This window comes from Methylophilus sp. DMC16, assembly GCF_056314045.1.
The window spans coordinates 189,471-211,411 of sequence record NZ_JBQUZC010000002.1 but is presented as its reverse complement, the minus strand read 5'-3'; the positions used below and the strand labels follow the sequence as shown (position 1 = coordinate 211,411).

Genomic DNA, 21,941 nt, shown 5'->3' with positions numbered 1-21,941 from the left:
TAGACTTAAGCAGTCCAAATCGGCTTATCAGTGGCTACAAAATTAGTGGCGATTAATCTGTTCTTGGCAACACTCCTACTCAAATACTTTGATTGACACCTGAAAAACAAAGGCCCCACTATATCTGGGGCCTTAAGTTACGTATTCATTATCACCAAATACTTAATCAATCGTTATGCAAAGTTTTTTGCTGCAAATTCCCAGTTAACCAAGTGATTGAGGAATGTTTCCACGAATTTAGGACGGGCATTGCGGTGGTCGATGTAGTAGGCGTGTTCCCAAACGTCGATGGTCAACAATGCAGTGTCGCCTGTGGTCAATGGGGTGCCCGCGGCGCCCATGTTGACGATGTCTACAGAACCGTCGGCTTTTTTCACCAACCAGGTCCAGCCTGAACCAAAGTTGCCGACTGCTGAAGCTTGGAAAGCTTTTTTGAACTCTTCATAAGAGCCCCATTTGGCATTGATGGCTGCAGCCAATGCACCGGTTGGCTCACCACCACCGTTTGGAGACAGGCAGTTCCAGAAGAAGGTATGGTTCCAGATTTGTGCAGAGTTGTTGTAGATGCCAGCAGAAGATTTTTTCACAATCTCTTCCAGGCTGGCATTTTCAAACTCGGTGCCTTTGATCAGGTTGTTGAGGTTGGTGACGTAGGCTTGGTGGTGTTTGCCATAGTGATAGTCAAAAGTTTCTTCAGACATGTGTGGGGCTAATGCATTTTTTGCAAAAGGCAATGCTGGTAAGACGTGTTCCATGGAATTTCCTTTTTTAGGTTTGATTGAAATAACTGCCTGTCATGACTAAACGCAGGCGATGTGACTTTAGAGTCACGAGACTGGTAGAAAGTTTACCAATTTAGTAGGGTTATTTTGCCACAATTTATGCACTTGCAAAACCATGTGAGGACTAGGGTAAAGGCTAGGCCATTGATTCAGCCATTTATTTTTTTTTGGCACGCGGGTGTGCAGCGTCATACACTTTGCTCAAATGCTGAAAATCCAGATGTGTATACACCTGGGTGGTGCTGATATTGGCGTGCCCAAGCATTTCTTGTACGGCACGTAAGTCACCGCTACTTTGGAGTACGTGACTGGCAAAGCTGTGACGCAGCATATGAGGATGCACCTGGTTATGCAGGCCCTGCTTGATGGCCCAGTCACTGATGCGCTTTTGGATGCTGCGACCATTGAGGCGGCGACCTTGCTGGCTAATGAAGACCGCGGGTTGCTGTGGCTGTTTGAGCAGCCACAGTGGTCGCTGGGCCAACCAGGCCTTCAGTGCAGCAACGGCTTTGCTACCCAGCGGGACCATCCGTGTTTTATTGCCTTTGCCGGTGACGGTGACCATGCCTTCATTTAAATCCAGCCGGTCCAGGTTGAGGCCGACCAGTTCGCTCAGTCGCAAGCCTGAGGAGTAGAACAGTTCCAGCATGGCGCGGTCGCGCACAATGATGGCGGTATCGCCCTCCAGTTCGACCAGTTTGATGGTTTGCTCGATGGATAACGCGTGTGGCAGCGTTTTGGCGGCTTTGGGTGCGCGCAAGCCGATGACAGGATTGGAGGGGAATTGGTGATGCAGGACCAGATAACGGAAGAAGCCGCGCCAGCTGGAGAGCATGCGCGCGATGCTGCGGCCACTCAGGCCTTGGCTATGCAGGGTGGCGATGCTTCGACGGATGTGTTGCGGGGTGATCGATTGCAGCGTGTGCCCGTGTTGCGCGAGCAGTTGTTCGAGGTCACGCTGGTAGTTGTTGCGGGTGTGTTCACTGAGACCACGCTCGAAATGCAGAAAATCGAGGTAGTCATCTAGCAATTCATGCATGCGAGTATCCGCAGTACTTTAAATATGAGTCAGCGGCAGCCAGTGCCCGCCGCAGTTGGAGTGACCATGCTTGTTCATGCGGACTCTGGGTCACAGCTAACGCGGCAATCTGGCCGCGTTGCCATGGTTGATTTACGCTGACAATTGCCGCAAGAAGATCCCTCTTGGCGGAAACCTCAGCGGGGGCTTTCATACGATATAGCGTGCCAGCGAGGCGCTGACCAGTTCACCAATGCGGTTAAGGAATAGGGTGCCCATGCCCGCATAAAAGCGGCTGCGTTGCTCGCTGGGGATGGCCATCAAACCAAACGTCACTTCCTGGTAGCGCATCGGAATCACGGCCAGCGAAGCCGGGGTTTCACTAAACCAGCCAGCAATATCCATCGTCGGCAGCGTGCCACAGTAAGGTTGACTCAAGTCTTTGGCCCAGTTTTTGAGCGAGTCTTCTGCCGCAATAAACAGGCTGTCTGGCGCATGGGCGTCATTGGCCCATAGTTTGAGTTGCGTATTTGGCAACTGAAACTGGCTGGACAAAAACTCGACCAGATGCGCATGCAAGGCCGGCACGTCTTTGGCATAAAGTAACCCTAATGTTAGTTCGTGTACTTTGTTGGCGGTGGTTTCGTTTTCTTCAGCAGTCAGGATCAGCTCAGTAAATCTAGACTCCAAGACTCGGATTTTGTCACGTTGTGCAATTTGCTGACGTTCAGCCAGTGAAATGGTGCCTTTGCCATGTGGACTGGGCAGGAACAGCTCTGCCAGTAGGTGGGCATGACGCTCAAAGAAGTCAGGGTGTGCTTTGAGGTAATGCTTGATGTCGTTTTCGTTAATGCTTTCTTCCATGATACTGCTGTTCTTTATCTTAAGTTCTTTGTTTTAAATTTCAATTTCGCCGTCAAATACAATCTCTGCCGGCCCGGTCATCAAGACGGGCGACTCTCCGCCTGCCCATTGGATGGTGAGGATGCCGCCACGGGTATGGACTTTGATCGGGCTTTGTAGTGTACCCAGTTGGATGCCACTGACGGCTGCCGCGCAGGCGCCAGTGCCGCAAGCCAGCGTTTCACCACTGCCGCGTTCATAGACACGCAAATTGATCTCATGCTCGTTCAGGACCTGCATAAAACCAGCATTCACGCGTTGCGGAAATTGAGGATGCGATTCTATTTGCGGACCAAGGCTGGCGACTTCAGCCGTATGCACATTGTCTACCAGCATGACTGCATGCGGGTTGCCCATGGATACTGCGCTGACTGTGATGGTTTCGCTCGCCAATGGCAATTCATAAGTGGTTGCTTGTTGCTCAGCCTCAAATGGGATCTGCGCGGGTGTAAAACGAGGTGCGCCCATATTCACGGTGACTTGTCCGTCTTCTTGTAATTTGAGCGTAATCACGCCACTGGCGGTTTCGACCTTGATTTCGTGTTTGTCTGTGAGCCCTTTATCCACGACAAATCGCACAAAACACCTGGCCCCATTGCCGCATTGCTCAACTTCGCCACCATCTGCATTAAAAATGCGGTAACGAAAGTCCACGTCAGGCGTGGTCGTCGACTCGACCATCAATAACTGGTCGCAACCCACGCCAAAATAGCGGTTGGCGATGTGCTGGATTTGGGCATGGGAGAGGTTGACTGGGGCGCGAGTCGCATCAATGACGACAAAGTCATTGCCGGCGCCCTGCATTTTGGTGAATCTTAATTTCATAGCTCAAGATAATACCTTATCACGCCGTTGAAGGCATCCATGGTCCGCATATTTATTCCTTGTTGCCGTTAAACTCGGGTAGAATCTTCGTTCCCAATTTTGCGGTCGGCTTTAGCCTTTAGTCGATCGCTTTTATCAACTCTTTATACTTTTCAAGGCGTCAAACATGAGTGAATATCTTTTTACTTCGGAATCCGTTTCCGAAGGTCATCCTGACAAACTGGCCGATCAAGTTTCCGACAGCATTCTCGATGCCATTCTCGCCCAAGATCCGACAGCACGTGTGGCGGCGGAAACTCTGGCAAATACCGGCCTGATTGTGTTGGCCGGTGAGATTACGACGACAGCCAATGTTGATTACATCAAAGTCGCGCGCGATACGGTGAAACGCATCGGCTACGACAATACGGATTACGGCATTGACTACAAAGGTTGCGCGGTACTGGTGGCTTATGACAAACAGTCCCCGGACATTGCGCAAGGCGTCGATAACGCCAATGATGATCCTCTGGATCAGGGCGCGGGTGATCAGGGTCTGATGTTTGGCTATGCCGTGAACGAAACGCCACAACTGATGCCTTTGCCCATCTGGTTGAGCCACCGTGTCATGGAGCGTCAATCGCAACTGCGTAAAGATGGCCGTTTGCCTTGGCTGCGTCCAGATGCCAAATCACAAGTCACAATCCAGTATGTCGATGGCAAACCGCATAAAATTGACACCGTGCTGGTGTCTACCCAACATGCCCCTGAGATGACTTTAGAAGCCATTCGTGAAGCTGTCATTGAAGAAATTATCAAACCGACCTTGCCCGCAGAATTGATCAAAGGCGAGATCAAGTATCTGGTCAATCCGACCGGTCGTTTTGTCATAGGCGGTCCGCAAGGTGATTGCGGCCTCACTGGCCGAAAAATTATTGTGGATACCTATGGTGGTGCTGCACCCCATGGTGGCGGCGCATTCTCAGGCAAAGATCCTTCCAAAGTCGACCGATCAGCCGCTTATGCAGGTCGTTATGTCGCCAAAAACATTGTGGCTGCAGGTTTGGCAGATAAGTGTCTGGTACAGGTCAGCTATGCGATTGGCGTGGCGCAACCGACCTCTATCATGGTCGAGACCTATGGTACCGGCAAGGTGTCTGATGAACGTCTGACACAATTGGTACGCGAGCATTTTGACTTGCGTCCAAAAGGCATTGTCAAAATGTTGGACCTGTTGCGACCTATTTACAGCAAAACAGCAGCATATGGTCACTTTGGCCGCGATGAACCTGAGTTCAGCTGGGAAAATACCGACAAGGCGGCAGCACTGCGCGCGGCGGCAGGATTGTAAACAACATTCACGTAAAAGTAATTTTGAAGAGGGCATTTGCCCTCTTTTTTTATGGCTATTTGACCTGAATCAATTGTAAAATTGTTAGCAGTTGTATGGGGGTTGTAAACGGGATGCTTAAGACAATTAAAGTGAAGGACGTGCGCCTAGGCATGTACATTCATGAGCTCAAGGGGCCGTGGATGGATCATCCATTTTGGCGCAGCAAGTTTGTGCTCAAGGACCCGGAAGACTTGCAGAAGCTTCTTGCCAGCCGCATCCAAGAAGTGGTGATTGATGTCAGCCAAGGCCTGGATATTGCTAAGGTCAGAAAAACTTTGTCCGAACCCCCTCCGCAGCCAGCCTTGTCCGATAAGGAGCTGGTCATGCTTGAGCTGGATGGTCCGGCACCTTCCCCACCGCCCGCCTCACCTGATCCGAACAGACACACCCCGACCACGATGGAGGCTGAGCGAGAGCAAGCGGTTAAGATCATTGCTTCTTCGCGCAAAGCCATTAACTCAATGTTTCAGGATTTGCGCCTGGGTAAAGCAATAGAGGCGGAAGCAGTGATGCCCATCGTGGAAGAAATTTCTGCCTCTGTTACGCGTAATTCGCATGCGCTGATTAGTCTTGTACGGCTAAAAACGGTAGATGATTACACGTATATGCACTCGGTGGCGGTATGCGCACTGATGGCGGCCCTGGCAAAAGAGCTCAAACTTTCTGATGCAGATATCCGTAAAGCCGGATTGGCCGGATTAATGCATGATATGGGCAAAGCTGCGATTCCGCTGGATATTTTGAATAAACCTGGCGCACTCTCTGATCAGGAGTTTGATATCGTCCGCCAGCATCCGCAGTTGGGCTACGATATGTTGCTTAAAGCGAATGTTGCCGATGAAGTCACGCTCGATGTTTGTTTGCATCATCATGAGAAAGTGGACGGAAGCGGCTATCCCAAGCGACTGTCTGGAGACCGCATTAGTATTTTTGCAAAGATGGGCGCTATTTGTGACGTGTATGACGCCGTTACGTCGACCCGTTCATATAAACCGGCTTGGGAGCCAGGTATGGCACTCAAACGTATGGCCAGTTGGGCCGGGCATTTTGATCCGGTCATCTTTAAGGCTTTCGTCAAAAGCTTGGGTATTTATCCTGTGGGGACTGTGGTAATTTTGAAGTCTGGTCGTTTGGCTGTCGTGGTCAGGCAATCGCCTGACAGTTTACTCAAGCCGGTCGTGAAGGTGTTTTTCTCCACAAAATCCAAAACGCGTATTCCCGTGGTTGAATTAGATTTATCCAAGGGAATGGATGAGATTGTAGGCAATGAGTCCGCTGCAGCCTGGGGTGTAGACAACATTGATCATTTATGGACGAATCATTAGTCCTTGCCATCGCTGCAACAATAAATAAAGGGAGCTTAGCTCCCTTTATTTATTCTGCTTCGGTTTTTTTTGTGCGTTTGCTGGTGGTTGTCTTGGTTGTTGTCTTTTTGGCAGGCGCTTTTTTAGCTGTCGTTTTTTTACCAGTTTTAGTGCCACCGTCTTTCGCTGCCTTTTCGGCCAATAACTCTAGCGCTTGCTCAACGGTTAACTCTTCCGGCGTCACACTCTTTGGCAGTGTGGCGCGGATCCCGCTATGTTGTACATAGGGACCATAACGTCCTGAGAATACCTCAATACGCCCCTCGCCTGAAGGGTGCGCCCCCAAATCAGCCAGCGGTGCCGGGCCCCCGGCAGCCGCCAACAGTGCGACTGCGCCTTCCAGCGTAATGCTGAACACGCTTTCAGTTTTTGGGATGGACTTGAACTTGCCGTCGTGATTGACGTAGGGGCCAAAGCGGCCAATATTGGCGACAATTTTTTTACCGGTTTCCGGGTGTGCGCCCAGGTCCCGAGGCAGGCTGAGCAGCATGTGCGCCGTATCAATGTTGATCTGGCTGAGGGGGATCTCTTTGGGGATGCTGACGCGTTTTGGTTTTTTCTTTTCGCCTTCCACGGGCTGACCTACCTGCAAATAGGGGCCATAAGGGCCGTTCATCAGGTAAATGTCTTTTTGGGTTTCCGTGTCCTGACCGATGACGACCGGTTCGGCGGCGGCATTGGTTTCACCATCCAGGCTGCGTTTGTAATCACATTTGGGGGTGGCGTTGTAGCCGGTACAACCGATAAAGCTACCATAGCGGCTCAGTTGTTTCTGCAACTGGCGGCCACATTTGGGGCATTGTTCATCGATGAGCTCATTGCCCGGACGTTCGACATCGGCCTTGACCTGAATCTGCTGGTTAAACCCTTGCCAGAACTTGTCCATGACGGGCACCCAGTCTAAATTCCCCTCCGCAATTTCATCGAGCTCGTTTTCGAGTTTGGCAGTAAAGTCATAATCCACATACTGGGTAAAATGCTCGGTCAAAAACTTGTTGACGACACGACCTACGTCCGTAGGGGTAAAGCGTTTCTTATCCAGCAGCACATACTCGCGGTCTTGCAAGGTGGAAATAATGCTCGCATACGTCGAGGGGCGGCCAATACCGTATTCTTCCAGTGCTTTGACCAGGCTGGCCTCAGAGTAACGCGGCGGCGGCTCGGTAAAATGTTGCTCGCCATAAATACGCTCAACGTTCAGCACTTCGCCTGTTTCCAGGTGCGGTAGTTTGGCCTCGGCATCTTCGTCGTCTTTGTCGTCGTCCTTGCCTTCCATATAGACGGCAATAAAGCCAGGGAAGACCAGCGTTTGCCCGCTGGCACGGAACAGGTTAGCCTCGGAGCCGACGGCCAGATCAACGCTGACCGCGTCATATTTTGCCTGTGTCATCTGACAAGCCAGCGTGCGCTTCCAGATCATTTCATACAGTTTGAACTGCTCGTCATTGAGATATTGACGCACACTGGCTGGCGTCCGTGTAATGTCGGTAGGGCGGATCGCCTCATGCGCCTCTTGAGCATTCTTCGCTTTGGTTTTGTACATGATGGGCGCTTTAGGCAGGTAGTCTGCGTCAAAATGCTTTTTCACGTAGTCGCGGATTTGCATGACGGCTTCGGTGGCCAAACTGAACGAGTCGGTACGCATGTAGGTAATCAAGCCGACGGTGCCGCTACCCACGTCTACCCCTTCATACAGTTGTTGTGCAACACGCATGGCGCGGCTGGTGGTAAAGCCCAGCTTGCGCACCGCCTCTTGTTGCAAGGTTGACGTGGTGAATGGGGCTGCCGGACTCCGGCTGCGTTGTTTTTTCTCAACGCGGGTGACCGTTGTTTTGCCGGCAGACGCCAGCAGCAGTTTGCCGACGATATCGGCTTGCTGGTCATGATTGATGACGGTGAACTGTTCGACTTTTACCCCATTGAGCTGCACCAGCTTGGCTTCAAAACCATGCGCATGCTTGAGCGCACCCATATGGATGCTCCAGTATTCCTGACTGCTAAAGGCTTCGATTTCGAGCTCGCGTTCGACAATCAGGCGCAAGGCCGGGCTCTGCACGCGGCCAGCCGAGAGGCCGCGGCGGATCTTTTTCCATAGCAGTGGCGATAAATTAAAGCCAACCAGATAGTCCAGCGCGCGGCGCGCCTGTTGCGCATTGACCAGGTCCATCGAAATGTCGCGCGGATGATCAATCGCATACTTGACGGCGGTTTGCGTGATTTCGTTAAACTCAACGCGTTTGAGCAATTTGTTCTTGATCAGCTTTTTCTCAGCCAGAATCTCGGCAATATGCCAGGAGATGGCCTCGCCTTCGCGATCCGGGTCGGTTGCCAGATAAATGCTGTCTGCATTTTTGACTGCTTTGGCAATCGCATCTACGTGCTTGCTGTTGCGGTCGATAATGCCGTACTTCATGGCAAACTGCTGGGTTGGATCGACGGCGCCATTTTTCGGAATCAGGTCTCGTACATGCCCGTAAGAGGCCAAGACTTCAAAGTCGCCGCCCAAATACTTTTTTAGGGTTTTGGCTTTGGAAGGGGATTCTACAATCAGTAGTTTGGACATTGCGTAGTCTGTTTAAGCGTTGGCTAGATAATAGCAAGCGTTGCAACGGCTAGACAACCTTCCATACAAGAAAGTGCCGTTTTATACACCTGCCATCCTCAAATAGTTGTTTTATTCTTCAGTGGACACCGCAACTGGAAACGGTTTGCGCGCAAAGGCAATATGTTTTTCGTCTTGCGTGGCAATGGTCAGCGCCATGTCGTTGCTCGGAAATTTCTCATGGTCAAACATGGGATCTTCATCCTCCTCTTTGGCCTGGCTCAAATGCTTGAAGTCATACAAGTCAAAATCTGCCAAGTGTGAGGGCTCTACATTACCAATGGCACGGAAAATATTATTGATGCGCCCGGGTTGCTCGCGTTCCCAGTTGTTAAGCATGTCTTTTACCTTTTGCCGCTGCAAGTTTTCCTGGCTGCCGCACAAGTCACACGGAATAATCGGAAACTGCATGCCGCGTGCATAAGCGGCAATGTCTTTCTCGGCACAATAGGCCAGCGGGCGGATCACCATGAATTCGCCACGGTTGGTCGCCAGCTTGGGCGGCATTGCCTTCATCTTGGCCCCGTAAAACATGTTTAAGAACAAGGTTTGCACAATGTCATCGCGATGGTGTCCCAGCGCAATCTTGTTGGCACCCAGTTGCTGCGCCGTGGTGTAGATAATGCCACGACGCAGGCGTGAACACAGGCTGCAAGTGGTTTTACCCTCAGGGATTTTTTCCTTGACAATGGAATAGGTGTCGGCCTCGACGATGCGATATTCCACACCCAGTTTTTCAAAGTAGGCCGGCAGAATGTCGGCTGGAAAGCCCGGCTGCTTCTGGTCCAGATTCATCGCGATCAGTTTGAAGTTGATCGGCGCGCGTTCTTGCAGCGCCAGCAGAATCATGAGCATGGCATGGCTGTCTTTGCCGCCACTCATGCACACCAGCACGGTATCGCCTTCCTCAATCATGTTGTAGTCACCAATCGCTTTGCCGGTAGCACTAATCAACTGGTTGCGCAGCTTTAAAAAATTCTGGCTGACATCGTCAGGGTAATGTTTGATCTTCATAGGCGCGCATTATAGCGGAAAGCCAGGCGTAAAAATGGTAAGTGTTTGATTATTTGAGGTGATTTTGTTTATTCCAGCGTGACATCTGCATCGCATCGCGTATCTGCAGCAATCCAGCGCCTGAATAATCGGCTGGCCGCACGGTTGAACCTGGTCGGCAGCCAGCTTAAAAACTGCGCCGGCGCACTGACCATGCCGCAAAAATAACGTTTTTCAACTTCACTCCAGATCAGGGCGCGGCACGGGGTTTGATGCGGCCAGAGCAGGGTCAGACTCACCGGGCAGGGCTCGGCCGCACAACAGACACCACAGCCATTACAGGCTGCCCCCAATTCGGGTTTGGGGGGCGCAGCAGCATGGATAGTGATGGTCTGCTCTTTAATCCGCATCGCTGAGTTACATACTTAAATGGCGGCCGCCATCCACGGCCAGCACATGGCCGGTGATAAACGGCGCGTCATACACCAGAAACTTGACCGCCTTGGCAATGTCTTCCGGTTCGCCTGTGCGTTTAAGCAGGGTCTGGTTGACGACCTGTTGCCGGTAGGTTTCATCAAACTCCTGATGGTCTTCTGGCCACAACACTGGCCCTGGTGCAACCGCATTGACGCGTACATTAGGCGCCAACTCCTGCGCCAGCGATTTGGTCAGGTTGACCAGGCCGGCTTTTGCGGCACTGTAAACGATGTAATGCTTTTTCGGACGCTCTATGTGCATGTCCGTGATGTTGACAATGCATCCCCGGCTGGCGAACAGGGCATCGGCGGCGGCCTGGCTTAAAAATAAGGGCGCTTTAAGGTTGCTGCCGGTGAGTTCGTCCCATTCTGCTTCGCTAACGGCACCGAGGGGGGTTGCATAATAGCTGGAAGCGTTGTTGACCAGTGCATCGAGTCGGCCGAATTGTTGCAAGGTGGCTTGGATCAGTTTGGGTAAATCTGCCGTTTGCAGTAGGTTGGCCTGCATGATCGCTACACTGTCGGCACGCGTCTGGTTGAGCTCTGCTTGCAGTGTTTCGGCTTCTTGCTGACTGGTGTGGTAGTGCAACATCACATTGGCCCCTTGCTGGTGCAAGGCGCGGGTGATGGCTGCGCCTACCCGCTTGGCACCGCCAGTAATCAATACTACTTTATTGTTAGGGCTGAATTTCACGTTGTACTCTTTTCTAAACGGCTCACATTATAATGATTGAATGACTGTTCAACCCACTTCTTCCCGCTTGCCTGTGCCGGATGCGCTGATGCAGGCGCACAGCGACGCCCTGCACCAACAGATCAAAGCGCATATTGAGCAACAAGGCGGCTGGATTTCCTTTGCGGATTACATGCAGCAAGCCTTGTATACGCCACACCTCGGATATTACAGCGGCGGCGGCAATAAGTTCGGTATAGGCGGCGATTTTGTGACCGCCCCGCAGATTTCGCCACTTTTTGCGCGCGCCATCGCCAACCAGCTTGCTCCAGTGTTGTTAGAAACCGGGGGGGCTATTTTGGAGCTCGGTGCAGGCACTGGCAGATTGGCGCAAGGCTTGCTGCGGGCGCTGCATACCCAGCACCAGCTGCACCCACACTACTACATCCTTGAGGTAAGTGCCAACTTACGGATGCGCCAGCAAGAAAGCTTGCAGGCAGGCTTGCCAGCCGAACTTTATGCACGGGTGCAATGGCTGGATCGTTTGCCTGAGCAATTCACGGGCGTGGTGATTGGCAATGAAGTGCTGGATGCAATCCCGGTACAGCTGGTGGAGTGGCATGGCGGCCGCTGGCTGGAGCGCGGGGTTGGCTATGAACATGGTTTTGTATGGCAAACGCGCCCTTTGCAAAATGAAGCAGACGTCGCACACATCGACGCCGCTCAGTTGCCAGAAGGGTATCTCACCGAAATCAATCCTGCAGCACAAGGATTGATCGCCAGTCTCGCCGCGATGTTGCAGCAAGGATTGATCTTGCTGCCTGATTACGGCTTCAGTGCCCGCGAGTACTATCACCCGCAGCGCAACCAGGGCACACTGATGTGTCATTATCAGCACTATGCGCATGATGATCCCTTGCGGTATCCCGGCTTGCAAGACATCACCGCCCACGTCGATTTTACCGCCATGGCCGAAACGGCATTGGCACATGGACTCGATTGCGCGGGATACACCAATCAAGCCCAGTTTTTGATCAATTGCGGCATTCTGCAATTGCTACAGCAGATCAATCCCGAAGACAGTGCCCATTATTTGCCGCAGGTGGCTGCGGTGCAAAAGCTGTTGTCACCAGCGGAGATGGGTGAATTATTCAAGGTATTGGCTTTGAGTAAAGGGATCTCGTTGCCATTGCTGGGCTTTTTGCAAGGGGATAAGCGGCATCAGCTTTAAGTTTGGGCTGGTTGATGGAGGCCGTATATGCTTGAATCAGCCATGTTTGCGCTTGAGTGCACGCAACCTTGATTGACACATTGTTGTCTCGCGACTGGTTGCAATGAAGCTGAAAGCACAGACCGTAAAAATCACAAAATCAAAATCATGCCTCTCAAGTATAATGCGCCCCATGAGTGAATTAGACCAAACCCTCCCGATTGACGAAGCGCCTTATCAACGCCGTATCCGCAGTTTTGTGCTGCGTCAGGGCCGCTTGACCAAGGGCCAGGAGCGCGCATTACAAACGGCCTGGCCGCAATTCGGGATCGAGTATGCAGCGCAGCCGCTCGATTTGGATCAGGCATTCGCGCGCAGCGAGAGCAAAAAAATCCTTGAGATCGGCTTTGGCATGGGGGATGCGACGGCAAAGATTGCACAAACCTTGCCTGACTATGACTTTCTGGCAGTCGAGGTACATACTCCAGGCGTGGGGAGTCTGCTCAAGTTGATGCAGGAGGGGGATATCCAGAATATCCGTATTATTCAGCATGATGCGGTTGAGGTGTTACAGCAGATGTTGGCAGACGGTTCGCTGGATGGCGTACACATTTTCTTTCCCGATCCCTGGCACAAAAAACGTCATCACAAACGTCGATTGATCCAGGCTGAGTTTGTAAAACTGTTGTGCTCAAAATTGAAAGCGGGCGCTTACATTCATGTGGCGACTGACTGGCAGGAGTATGCCGAGTGGGTACTTGAGGTATTGCGCGCAGAGCCACAGTTGCAGAATACTGCGGCAGATTACGCCGAGAAACCGGCCTACCGTCCGCTCACCAAGTTTGAAAACCGGGGTCTCAAGTTGGGACACGGGGTGTGGGATTTGGTATTCAGGCGCGTTTAAGGCCCACTAAAAAGGCAGACTGTGCGTCTGCCTTTTTTATTCGCTGGCTGGCGCCACCGCTTCCGTTTGGGTGTCGCCGCCAAAAAACCATTCGCCCAGCACTTTTTCTGCTTCATCCACCCCTTGCTTTTTCAGGCTGGAAAAGAGTTGCACGGTGATGGCATTTCCCCAGTTGGCTTGGAGCTCTTTGCGGACTTTACCTAAGGTGATAGTAGATTCGCTGCGCGACAATTTGTCGCTTTTGGTCAGCAGTACGTGCACAGGTTTGCCGCTGGGGCAGAACCAGTCCAGCATTTGCCGGTCTAGTGGTGTGAGTGGGTGACGGCTATCCATGACCAGTACCAGGCCGGCCAGGCTGCTGCGTTCGCTCAGGTAGCGGGACAGCACGTTTTGCCAATGCATGCGCATGGCTTCAGGCACCTTGGCGTAACCGTAGCCAGGCAGGTCAACCAGGTGCTTGTCATCGCCTAGGGTGAAAAAGTTAATCAGCTGTGTGCGGCCTGGTTGCTTGCTCACAAACGCGAGCCGGTTGTGGTTGGCCAAAGTGTTCAGCGCGCTCGATTTTCCGGCGTTAGACCGGCCGGCAAACGCTACTTCAATGCCACTGGCTGGGGGCAAGTCCCGCAGGTGGTGTGCAGAGAGGTGAAAGCTGGCATTTTGGAAAACAGGCATGATGGCGTTGAGCTGACTCAAGATTTGTGGACTATTCAGGCTTGCATGCTATCACGAACAGGCTTTGTTTGATAAAATGCTGCAGAATAAAAACGTTGGGGCATTCAGATATGTTAAAGAGTTTTAAAGCGGGATTGTTTTTATTGCTGGCAACTGGCTTGCAGCCTGTTTTTGCTGAGGAAGCGGCCCCTGCGGCGGCGGCACCAGCGGTCAATGGCCCTGAGAAAATCGTGCAGAACGTCTGTGCGGCTTGTCATGGCGCAGATGGTAACAGTGTGATTACGACCAACCCCAAGTTGGCGGGTCAGCATCCTGAGTACTTGGTCAAGCAGTTGACTAATTTTAAAGAAGGCACGCGTGCCAACGCAGTGATGTCCGGCATGGCCGGTGCCTTAAGCCAGGAAGACATGGAAGGCTTGGCAAAATACTTTTCTTCCCAAAGCATTAAGCTGAACAAGGCGAAAAGTAATGGCAAAGGCTCACTGGGCGAGAAGATCTATCGCGGCGGGATTGCTGCAACGCAAGTGCCTGCCTGTGCAGCTTGTCATGGCGCAACAGGTGCCGGGTTGCCCAAGCAGTTTCCGCGCTTGGCCGGGCAGCATGCAGATTACACCTTGCAGCAACTGCGTACTTTCCGCACGGGTGAGCGCGCCAATGCACCAATGATGATGACCATCGCCGGTAAAATGAGCGATGCCGAGATGCAGGCTGTTGCAGACTATATCCAAGGTTTGCGTTAATTTTTGACTGCTCGAAAAAGGTGGCTTTGGCCACCTTTTTTACTGTAGCCGTATGCAACCTTTGCAGTTTTGTGTCGTCCACAACAGCGGGCCTTGCGTTAAGACCGTGACTGACCAGCAACCAAACTTATCCATCTTTTTGACGAGAACGATTTGAAATCTCCAGCTTCATTTTCCCGGCGTGTTTATGAGTTACTGAGTTCCATGCGTTTTGCCGTGAGCTTGTTAACGCTGTTGGGCGTTGCGTCGATTATTGGTACCGTGCTCAAGCAGAATGAGCCCTATACCAATTACATCGTCAAGTTCGGTCAATTCTGGTTTGAATTGTTCGAATTGCTGGGGTTGCTGGATGTCTATCATGCGGCGTGGTTTTTGGTGATTTTACTGTTTTTGGTGATTTCAACCACCTTGTGCGTGCTGCGGAATACACCGCTCATGCTCAAGGAATGGAAAACCTATAAAGAGCATGCCACTGAAAAGTCCTTACGTTTATTTGAGCATCAGGCCAGTCTGACGACGGCTTCGGCAGCAACCGCCTTACAGTCACAGTTGTCCGCCTGGTTGTCGGCAGAGCGTTACACTTTTAAGACCACGCCACAAAGTAATGGCGATGTGCTGATTGCGGCCAAATTGGGGACTCATCAGCGCTTGGGCTATATCTTTACGCATGCCGCGATTGTGGTGATTTGTTTTGGTGGCCTGCTCGATGGCAATTTGCCGTTCAAGATTCAAGAATTGCTGAGTTACAAAAAGGTTGAGACGCGCGATATTCCTTCACGCCAGGTGCCGCCTGAGAGTCGGCTGGGAGTGGGCAACCTTTCATTCCGCGCCAATATGACCTTGCCGGAAGGCGAACGTGATAACGTGTCTTTCTTGCGGGTGCGTGATGGCTATCTGGTCCAAGAATTACCTTTTACGGTCATGCTCAAGGACTTTCGTATCGAGCATTACCCGACCGGGATGCCGAAATCGTTTGAAAGCGATATCCTCATCACTGATTCAGACCTGAAGCAACCGATTGAGGCGACGGTCAGAGTGAATCATCCTTTTATTTACAAAGGGATTGCGATTTACCAATCTGACTTTCAGGATGGTGGCTCACAGCTCAAATTCAAACTCTGGGATTTGGCCGCTAACCAGCAGGATGGATTTGATGTGGATGGCGTGATCTTGCAAAAAGGCTCGCTCGGTGACGGCGCGCAAAAGCTGACAGTCGAATTCAACGAGTTTCGCCAGTTTAATATCCTGAATCTGTCGGCGGATGGTAAAGGTAAGCCGCACAATGTGGGGCCAAACACCACGTTCAAATTGCGCAATGCCAGTGGCCAGGCCCGTGAGTATGTCAATTACATGCAGCCTCTGATGCTGGATGGCCGCGCTTATTTCGTCTCTGGCATGCGTGAGACCGTGCAGGAGGACTTCAAGTACTTGCGCATTCCCGCAGATGACGATATGGAAATCACCGGTTTTATGCGATTGCGCCAAACCTTACGCGATGACAAGTCTATTCAGGCGATCGCGCAGCAGGTGGCCGCGCAAATGCCAGGTAATAATCCCACATTACGAGCGCAGTTTGAGCAAAGCTTGCAGCAGCTACTGATGACCTTCAAGCGTGGCGGCTACAGTGAGTTGTCGCGCATTATTGAAAGCGCTGTGCCCAAAGACCAGCGCGAGCAAGCGGCACAAACTTATCTCAAATTGTTGAACCGTGCAGCGATGCAGGCATATCAAATGAGCCGTGCACAACGTCACTTGCAGCCTATCGCAGAGGATCAGACCAGCGCCATCTTTATACAGGATAGCCTGAATGCCATGAATGACTTATTCTTTTATGGCACACCGTATTATTTTCAGCTCAAGAATTACACGCTGAAACAAGCCAGTGGTTTCCAACTGACGCGCTCGCCTGGGCAGAATTGGGTATATCTGGGTTCGGTGATGTTGGTACTGGGTATTTTTGCCATGTTCTATATTAAGGAACGTCGCTTGTGGTTATTGATCAAACCTGCACAGCACGAAGTCCTGGTGGCCATGTCGTCTAACCGTAAAAATATGGACTTGGATCAGGATTTTGCGCGTGCGCGCCAGCAACTTTCAACGCTGTTGCAAGCACCTTCAGCATAATGCGTTATTGAATCGGGGAATAAGATGAATACGTCAACGTTATCCAAGCCAGTATCCTTCTGGCAGTCGTTAAGCAAGTTTGATTGGGTCTATGCCATTCTGTTGCTGGCGGGTGCGGTGTTTTCGTATCAGCGCTATGCAGGCTTCATGGATATTTACGAGGTCAGCTTTCTGTTTGGGGCAGTCGCGGTATTTAGTTATTTGGGCTGGCGCTGGCCAGCCATTGCCCGCCTGGTCTTGGGTGTGGCTGTGCTGAGCCTGATTGGCGTCTACGTTTATCAGGGCGACTTGAGTCAGGGTGGTCAACGCTTCTTGCTCAAGTTTCTGTTGGCCAGCCAGTCTGCCATCATGTGGATGAATGTGCTGTTTGTATTGGCTATGCTGACCTATTGGCTGGCCATGTTCCAAAAATCAGAGTTCACCGCCAAAGTGGCCTCGGCCCTGACATGGACGGCGACCTTGTTTGGGTTTGTCGGCCTGATGGTGCGCTGGTATGAGTCCTACCTGATTGCACCCGATATCGGCCATATTCCGATCAGCAATTTATACGAAGTGTTTATCCTGTTTTGCCTGATCACGGCTTTGTTGTATTTGCACTATGAGCAATTGTTTAAAACACGCCAATTGGGTGGTTTTGTGCTGGTGGTGATCAATGCGGCGGTGGGCTTTATTCTCTGGTATACCTTCGATCGTCATGCCAATGAGATTCAGCCGTTGGTGCCTGCCTTGCAAAGTTACTGGATGAAAATTCATGTACCCGCCAACTTTATTGGCTATGGTTCCTTCTCGCTGGCGGCGATGGTCGCCGGGGCTTACCTGCTGGCAAAGCGGGGCATTCTGGCGAGTCGCTTGCCCGCGCCGCATGTGCTGGATGATTTGATGTATAAAGCGATTGCGGTCGGTTTTGCATTTTTCACGATTGCAACGATTTTAGGGGCAATGTGGGCCGCAGAGGCTTGGGGAGGCTACTGGTCATGGGACCCTAAAGAAACCTGGGCACTGATTGTCTGGCTAAACTATGCGGCATGGCTGCATTTGCGTCTCATGAAAGGCTTGCGCGGCAGCATGTTGGCCTGGTGGGCGCTGGTCGGTTTGCTGGTGACAACGTTTGCATTTTTGGGCGTGAATATGTTTTTAAGCGGGCTGCATTCTTACGGTACGCTTTAAGTTTAAGTAGTCATTTCAACGGGCAGATGTGTAAACATCTGCCCGTTTTCTTTGGTCTTTTTGCTAGATTCCTGGTGTTTTATTTGTTAAATATGTTTAATTAATGTTAAAGTTGTTGCTGTGCCGGGCTATTCATAGTGTCGGTGCAGATGCGTCTTGGGTCATGCTTTTAACAACAGGTTTAAGCTATCAGGAGGATTTAACATGAAAACACAACAAGGATTTACTTTGATTGAATTGGCGATTGTGCTGGTGATCGCCGGGTTGCTATTGGCCGGGGTGATGCGCGGGCAAGAATTGATTGCCAACGCCAAGGTGAAAAGTCTCGCCAGTGACTTTAGAAATATCCCCACTTATTTTTATGGCTATCAAGACCGTTTTCGCGTCTTACCCGGGGATGATCATTCGGCGGATATCCATGTCAACGGCACCAATGCGACTACGAACGGGCAAACACAAAATGGCTTGATTCAGGGGGCTTGGAATTCAAACACAGATACGGATGAATCATTTTTAATCTGGCAACACCTGCGATTGGCGGGCTTGGTTACCGGATCAACCGACCCCACCAGTACGCAATATGTGCCGCGCAATAGTGAAGGCGGGCAGTTGGGTGTCAGCAACGTGACTGCTTTAACAGCGGTCACAGCAGGCGCGTTTAGCAGTGCGCACGCCATGTGTTCCGATGCGATTTTAGGGCGTTATGCGGCGCAATTGGATACCATGCTGGATGACGGTGTAGGCAATGCTGGCGCCATGCGTGTTGTCCTAAATGGCACACCTAGTGCCGGTGTTGCCGCTCCGCTACCCGGCACGGCCTACTTAGTGTGCATGAGTTTTTAGTGTAGAATACAACAGATTGCTGATACAAAAAGCCTGGTTTTTCAGGCTTTTTGTATTATGAGGTTTACATACATCTTTTCAATTTGAATCTGTTTTAGAATAAGAGCCGATTTACAACTCCCACTTCCTATGGCGAACGCAATTGTAGAAATTCAAGACCTGTCTTTCGGCTACAAAGGCCGATTGTTGCATAAAGGCATCAACATGACGTTTCCCAAAGGTAAGGTGGTTGCCATCATGGGTGGCAGTGGAAGCGGTAAAACCACCTTGTTGCGCTTGATCGGTGGGCAGTTAAAGCCGACCAAGGGGCAAGTCAAAGTGGTTGGTGAGGTCGTTCATGAGCAAGATCGTGAAGGCATCTATCGACTGCGCCGGAAAATGGGCATGTTGTTTCAACATGGTGCCTTGTTCACCGATTTATCCGTGTATGAAAATGTTGCGTTTCCGATGCGCGAGCATACCAGCTTGCCCGAAAGCATGATTCGTGACCTGGTGCTGATGAAGTTGAATGCCGTTGGTTTGCGGGGTGCGCATGCCCTGATGCCTACAGAGCTGTCAGGCGGTATGGCCAGACGTGTTGCACTGGCGCGCGCAATTGCCCTGGATCCCAGCATTATCATGTATGACGAGCCATTTGCCGGACTGGATCCGATTTCCATGGCCGTTATTTGCGACCTCATTCGCAGCCTGAATGACGTGCTGGGGGCAACTTCTATCATCGTCACGCATGATGTTGAAGAGACGTTCCAGTTTGCTGACTACGTCTATTTCGTCGCCGACGGCATTGTCGCTGCCGAGGGCACGCCCGATGAGCTGCGTCAGTCCGAGTTGCCGTTTATCCATCAATTTGTGCATGGTGAAAAAGACGGTCCGGTTCCTTTCCATTATGCGGCGCCTGAATATCATGCCAGTTTGTTAAGAGGGGCGCGTTAATGATTGTGCATAAAATCAAACGGCTGCTGACCAAGCTGGGGGCGGGCTTTATCAATAAAATCTGGCGTCTGGGAGCGGGTGGTCGCTTGTTGTGGTTAACGCTGATTTCCTCCGGCGAGAGTTTTCGCCGCTTTCGGCTCACGATCCGCGAAGTTTATTTTACTGGCGTCCTCTCGCTGATCATTATTCTGGTCTCCGCGTTTTTCGTCGGCATGGTGCTGGCCTTACAGGGCTATAACACGTTGCAAAAATACGGCTCGTCGGAAGCGATTGGCGTATTGGTTTCGTTGGCCCTGGTGCGCGAGTTGGGGCCGGTGGTTACGGCCTTGTTATTTGCCGGACGTGCCGGTACCGCCATTACTGCTGAAATCGGGTTGATGAAGGCGACAGAGCAGCTTTCTGCCATGGAAATGATGGCGGTCAGTCCCATCGCACGCGTCATTGCCCCGCGTTTCTGGGCGGGGGTGATTGCCATGCCGATATTGGCGGCCTTGTTCTCGATGGTGGGTATTTTGGGCGGCTATTTGGTGGCAGTGCCTTTGATTGGCGTTGACGCTGGCGCATTCTGGTCACAGATGCAAGCCAATGTGGACTGGCAGTATGACATCCTGAATGGCGTGTTGAAGAGCCTGGTGTTTGGCGTGGCTTGTACCATGATTGCCTTGTTTGAGGGCTATGATGCACCGCCGACCGCTGAGGGGGTCAGCCGGGCCACAACACGCACAGTGGTGAGTTCGTCACTGGCGGTATTGGGGCTGGATTTTATATTAACCTCGTTCATGATCGCGGTTTAGCAGGACAACGTACGAGATATTTGCGGGAGCAGCAATGGAAAGAACAACAATTGATTTATGGGTAGGGATCTTTGTGGCATTAGGATTGGCCGCTTTATTGGGCTTGGCCATGAAAGTGGGCAATCTCACTACCAGTAATATTGGCCAGACCTATACCGTGACGGCGAACTTTGAGAATATTGGCGGCCTCAAACCTCGCGCCCCTGTGAAAAGTGCAGGGGTGGTGGTCGGTCGCGTCAATGATATTGTGTTTGATCCTAAAACTTATGAGGCCGTCGTCAGTCTCAACATTGATGCCCGTTATGCATTCCCCAAAGATACGTTCGCCAACATTTACACTGCAGGATTGCTGGGTGAGCAATACGTTGGGCTCGAAGCCGGTGGTGACGAAATCAACCTCAAAAATGGGGACAAGATCACACAGACCCAGGATGCGGTTGTGCTGGAAAAACTGATTAGTCAGTTCTTGTATAGCAAGGCGACAGAAAGTAACGAGAATGGAAATAAAACGGCAGCTGCATCAACCGAAAGTACAGTTGATGCGTTAGATGCCAGCCCGCTTGATAAAGTGGGCAAATAACTCAAACGATATAAAGGGATAGCGATGAAAAAGTGGTGGATGGCAGCAGCCATGTGGTTGGTCAGTGGTGTAGCAATGGCAGCAATGGCGCCCGATCAACTGGTGAAAAAGACCGCCGACGATGTGATTGAAGTCATCAAAAGCGATAAGGATATTCAAGCGGGCAACCAGCAAAAGATTTTCAGTCTGGCAGAAGAAAAGATACTGCCAAACTTTGATTTTGAGAAAGTGTCACGTCTGGTGTTAGGTAAAAACTGGACCAATGCGAGCCCAGATCAGAAAACAGCTTTCCAGGCTGAGTTCAAGACGCTGCTGTTACGCACTTATGCCACTGCATTGTCTAAATACAAAAATCAGGTAATTGAATACAAGCCTTTCCGCATGGAGTCCGGGGCGGATACAGCAACCGTCAAAACGGCGATACAGCAGCCTGGTGGCGATCCGATTGCCGTTGATTACACGTTGGGTAAAAAAGGCGACGACTGGAAAGTGTTTGATATCGTCATTGAAGGCGTGAGTCTGGTCACTAACTACCGTAGCCAGTTTGCACAAGAAATTCGCCAAAATGGTCTGGATAGCCTGACGAAAAAACTGGCGGACAAGAACAAGGCAGCCACAGGTAAATAACTGCGTGGTCTGAAAAAATCGGGAGAAACGGGTGGCTCAACTGACGCAACAACAAAATAGTTTGCACTTTAAAGGTGATTTGCTGATTGCCAATATCAGCGAAACTTTAGCTGACTTGCAAAAACTGCAGCTGGCCTCGCCACTGACCCTGGACTTTTCAGGGGTGAAAGAGGTGGATACTGTGGCGATCAGTATGATTCTTGAGATACAGCGCAGACTTAATCATGACTATACGCACCCGGGTAACATGTTAGTCGTCGGGGTGCCAGACAATCTGCGAAGTTTAATGCAGCTATACGGTGTCGATGGATTCTTGTTGAATTAACCACTCACAAAATC

Annotated in this window: 22 protein-coding genes; 13 read left to right on the top strand and 9 right to left on the bottom strand. The window is 51.3% G+C overall.

The window, feature by feature from the left end; all coding sequences use genetic code 11:
- Nucleotides 1–173 precede the first annotated feature (173 nt).
- The 4 genes from ACT53D_RS09225 to dapF form a co-directional block, all read right to left on the bottom strand.
- Nucleotides 174–755, bottom strand: coding sequence for a superoxide dismutase (locus tag ACT53D_RS09225; protein ID WP_194748789.1), 582 nt, complete (start codon nucleotides 753–755; stop codon nucleotides 174–176).
- Nucleotides 756–939: 184 nt separating this feature from the next.
- Complete coding sequence (xerC, locus tag ACT53D_RS09220; RefSeq protein WP_194748788.1) at nucleotides 940–1,821, bottom strand: tyrosine recombinase XerC; 882 nt, start codon at nucleotides 1,819–1,821, stop codon at nucleotides 940–942.
- Between the two features lie 189 nt (nucleotides 1,822–2,010).
- Complete coding sequence (locus ACT53D_RS09215) at nucleotides 2,011–2,664, bottom strand: DUF484 family protein (RefSeq protein WP_194748787.1); 654 nt, start codon at nucleotides 2,662–2,664, stop codon at nucleotides 2,011–2,013.
- 33 nt (nucleotides 2,665–2,697) lie between these two features.
- A complete protein-coding gene (gene dapF / locus ACT53D_RS09210; RefSeq protein WP_194748786.1) occupies nucleotides 2,698–3,528 on the bottom strand; it encodes a diaminopimelate epimerase in 831 nt (276 codons plus the stop codon).
- A gap of 166 nt (nucleotides 3,529–3,694) precedes the next feature.
- Here dapF and metK point away from each other — a divergent pair, with 166 nt between their 5' ends.
- Complete coding sequence (gene metK / locus ACT53D_RS09205; protein ID WP_379074541.1) at nucleotides 3,695–4,858, top strand: methionine adenosyltransferase; 1,164 nt, start codon at nucleotides 3,695–3,697, stop codon at nucleotides 4,856–4,858.
- 113 nt (nucleotides 4,859–4,971) lie between these two features.
- The gene (locus ACT53D_RS09200; protein ID WP_476155773.1) at nucleotides 4,972–6,225 is read left to right on the top strand and encodes an HD-GYP domain-containing protein; all 1,254 of its coding nucleotides are present in this window, start codon (nucleotides 4,972–4,974) and stop codon (nucleotides 6,223–6,225) included.
- 49 nt (nucleotides 6,226–6,274) lie between these two features.
- Here the strand turns inward: ACT53D_RS09200 and topA are convergent, their stop codons facing one another.
- The 4 genes from topA to ACT53D_RS09180 form a co-directional block, all read right to left on the bottom strand.
- Nucleotides 6,275–8,827 carry a type I DNA topoisomerase gene (gene topA, locus ACT53D_RS09195; RefSeq protein ID WP_194748783.1) on the bottom strand — a complete coding sequence of 851 codons (2,553 nt, stop codon included), beginning with the start codon at nucleotides 8,825–8,827 and terminating at the stop codon, nucleotides 6,275–6,277.
- Nucleotides 8,828–8,938: 111 nt separating this feature from the next.
- Complete coding sequence (gene ttcA / locus ACT53D_RS09190; RefSeq protein ID WP_476155770.1) at nucleotides 8,939–9,880, bottom strand: tRNA 2-thiocytidine(32) synthetase TtcA; 942 nt, start codon at nucleotides 9,878–9,880, stop codon at nucleotides 8,939–8,941.
- Between the two features lie 68 nt (nucleotides 9,881–9,948).
- Nucleotides 9,949–10,269, bottom strand: a complete 321-nt coding sequence (locus ACT53D_RS09185; RefSeq protein WP_476155768.1) for a hypothetical protein — start codon at nucleotides 10,267–10,269, stop codon at nucleotides 9,949–9,951.
- Between the two features lie 7 nt (nucleotides 10,270–10,276).
- The gene (locus ACT53D_RS09180) at nucleotides 10,277–11,029 is read right to left on the bottom strand and encodes a pteridine reductase (RefSeq protein ID WP_476155766.1); all 753 of its coding nucleotides are present in this window, start codon (nucleotides 11,027–11,029) and stop codon (nucleotides 10,277–10,279) included.
- Between the two features lie 40 nt (nucleotides 11,030–11,069).
- Between ACT53D_RS09180 and ACT53D_RS09175 the strand changes: the two genes are divergently transcribed.
- Both ACT53D_RS09175 and trmB read left to right on the top strand, forming a co-directional pair.
- A complete protein-coding gene (locus tag ACT53D_RS09175; protein WP_194748779.1) occupies nucleotides 11,070–12,239 on the top strand; it encodes a class I SAM-dependent methyltransferase in 1,170 nt (389 codons plus the stop codon).
- Nucleotides 12,240–12,411: 172 nt separating this feature from the next.
- Nucleotides 12,412–13,122: a tRNA (guanosine(46)-N7)-methyltransferase TrmB gene (gene trmB, locus ACT53D_RS09170; RefSeq protein ID WP_379074554.1), complete on the top strand. Its 711-nt coding sequence runs from the start codon at nucleotides 12,412–12,414 to the stop codon at nucleotides 13,120–13,122.
- A 36-nt stretch (nucleotides 13,123–13,158) separates the two neighbouring features.
- Here trmB and yihA read toward each other — a convergent pair whose 3' ends face one another.
- Nucleotides 13,159–13,794, bottom strand: coding sequence for a ribosome biogenesis GTP-binding protein YihA/YsxC (gene yihA / locus ACT53D_RS09165; protein ID WP_313985370.1), 636 nt, complete (start codon nucleotides 13,792–13,794; stop codon nucleotides 13,159–13,161).
- A gap of 110 nt (nucleotides 13,795–13,904) precedes the next feature.
- On the opposite strand from yihA, the gene ACT53D_RS09160 reads away from it, so the two are divergent.
- From ACT53D_RS09160 to ACT53D_RS09120, 9 genes are all read left to right on the top strand, one after another.
- Nucleotides 13,905–14,534 (top strand): c-type cytochrome, encoded by a 630-nt coding sequence (locus tag ACT53D_RS09160; protein WP_379074558.1) that lies wholly within the window; start codon nucleotides 13,905–13,907, stop codon nucleotides 14,532–14,534.
- A gap of 204 nt (nucleotides 14,535–14,738) precedes the next feature.
- Nucleotides 14,739–16,658 carry a cytochrome c biogenesis protein ResB gene (locus ACT53D_RS09155; protein WP_476155763.1) on the top strand — a complete coding sequence of 640 codons (1,920 nt, stop codon included), beginning with the start codon at nucleotides 14,739–14,741 and terminating at the stop codon, nucleotides 16,656–16,658.
- 24 nt (nucleotides 16,659–16,682) lie between these two features.
- Nucleotides 16,683–17,825 (top strand): c-type cytochrome biogenesis protein CcsB, encoded by a 1,143-nt coding sequence (ccsB, locus tag ACT53D_RS09150; protein ID WP_476155761.1) that lies wholly within the window; start codon nucleotides 16,683–16,685, stop codon nucleotides 17,823–17,825.
- A 204-nt stretch (nucleotides 17,826–18,029) separates the two neighbouring features.
- Nucleotides 18,030–18,668, top strand: a complete 639-nt coding sequence (locus ACT53D_RS09145) for a type II secretion system protein (RefSeq protein WP_476155759.1) — start codon at nucleotides 18,030–18,032, stop codon at nucleotides 18,666–18,668.
- A 129-nt stretch (nucleotides 18,669–18,797) separates the two neighbouring features.
- On the top strand, nucleotides 18,798–19,601 hold the full coding sequence (locus ACT53D_RS09140; RefSeq protein ID WP_194748772.1) for an ABC transporter ATP-binding protein: 804 nt from the start codon (nucleotides 18,798–18,800) through the stop codon (nucleotides 19,599–19,601).
- The gene (mlaE, locus tag ACT53D_RS09135; RefSeq protein WP_194748771.1) at nucleotides 19,601–20,395 is read left to right on the top strand and encodes a lipid asymmetry maintenance ABC transporter permease subunit MlaE; all 795 of its coding nucleotides are present in this window, start codon (nucleotides 19,601–19,603) and stop codon (nucleotides 20,393–20,395) included. The genes ACT53D_RS09140 and mlaE overlap by 1 nt, the downstream gene beginning before the upstream one ends.
- Nucleotides 20,396–20,429: 34 nt before the next feature.
- On the top strand, nucleotides 20,430–20,975 hold the full coding sequence (gene mlaD, locus ACT53D_RS09130) for an outer membrane lipid asymmetry maintenance protein MlaD (RefSeq protein WP_275357661.1): 546 nt from the start codon (nucleotides 20,430–20,432) through the stop codon (nucleotides 20,973–20,975).
- Between the two features lie 24 nt (nucleotides 20,976–20,999).
- Entirely contained in the window at nucleotides 21,000–21,602 is a 603-nt protein-coding gene (locus ACT53D_RS09125) for an MlaC/ttg2D family ABC transporter substrate-binding protein (RefSeq protein WP_194748769.1), read from the top strand.
- A gap of 31 nt (nucleotides 21,603–21,633) precedes the next feature.
- Nucleotides 21,634–21,927, top strand: coding sequence for an STAS domain-containing protein (locus ACT53D_RS09120; protein WP_476155756.1), 294 nt, complete (start codon nucleotides 21,634–21,636; stop codon nucleotides 21,925–21,927).
- Nucleotides 21,928–21,941: the final 14 nt, after the last annotated feature.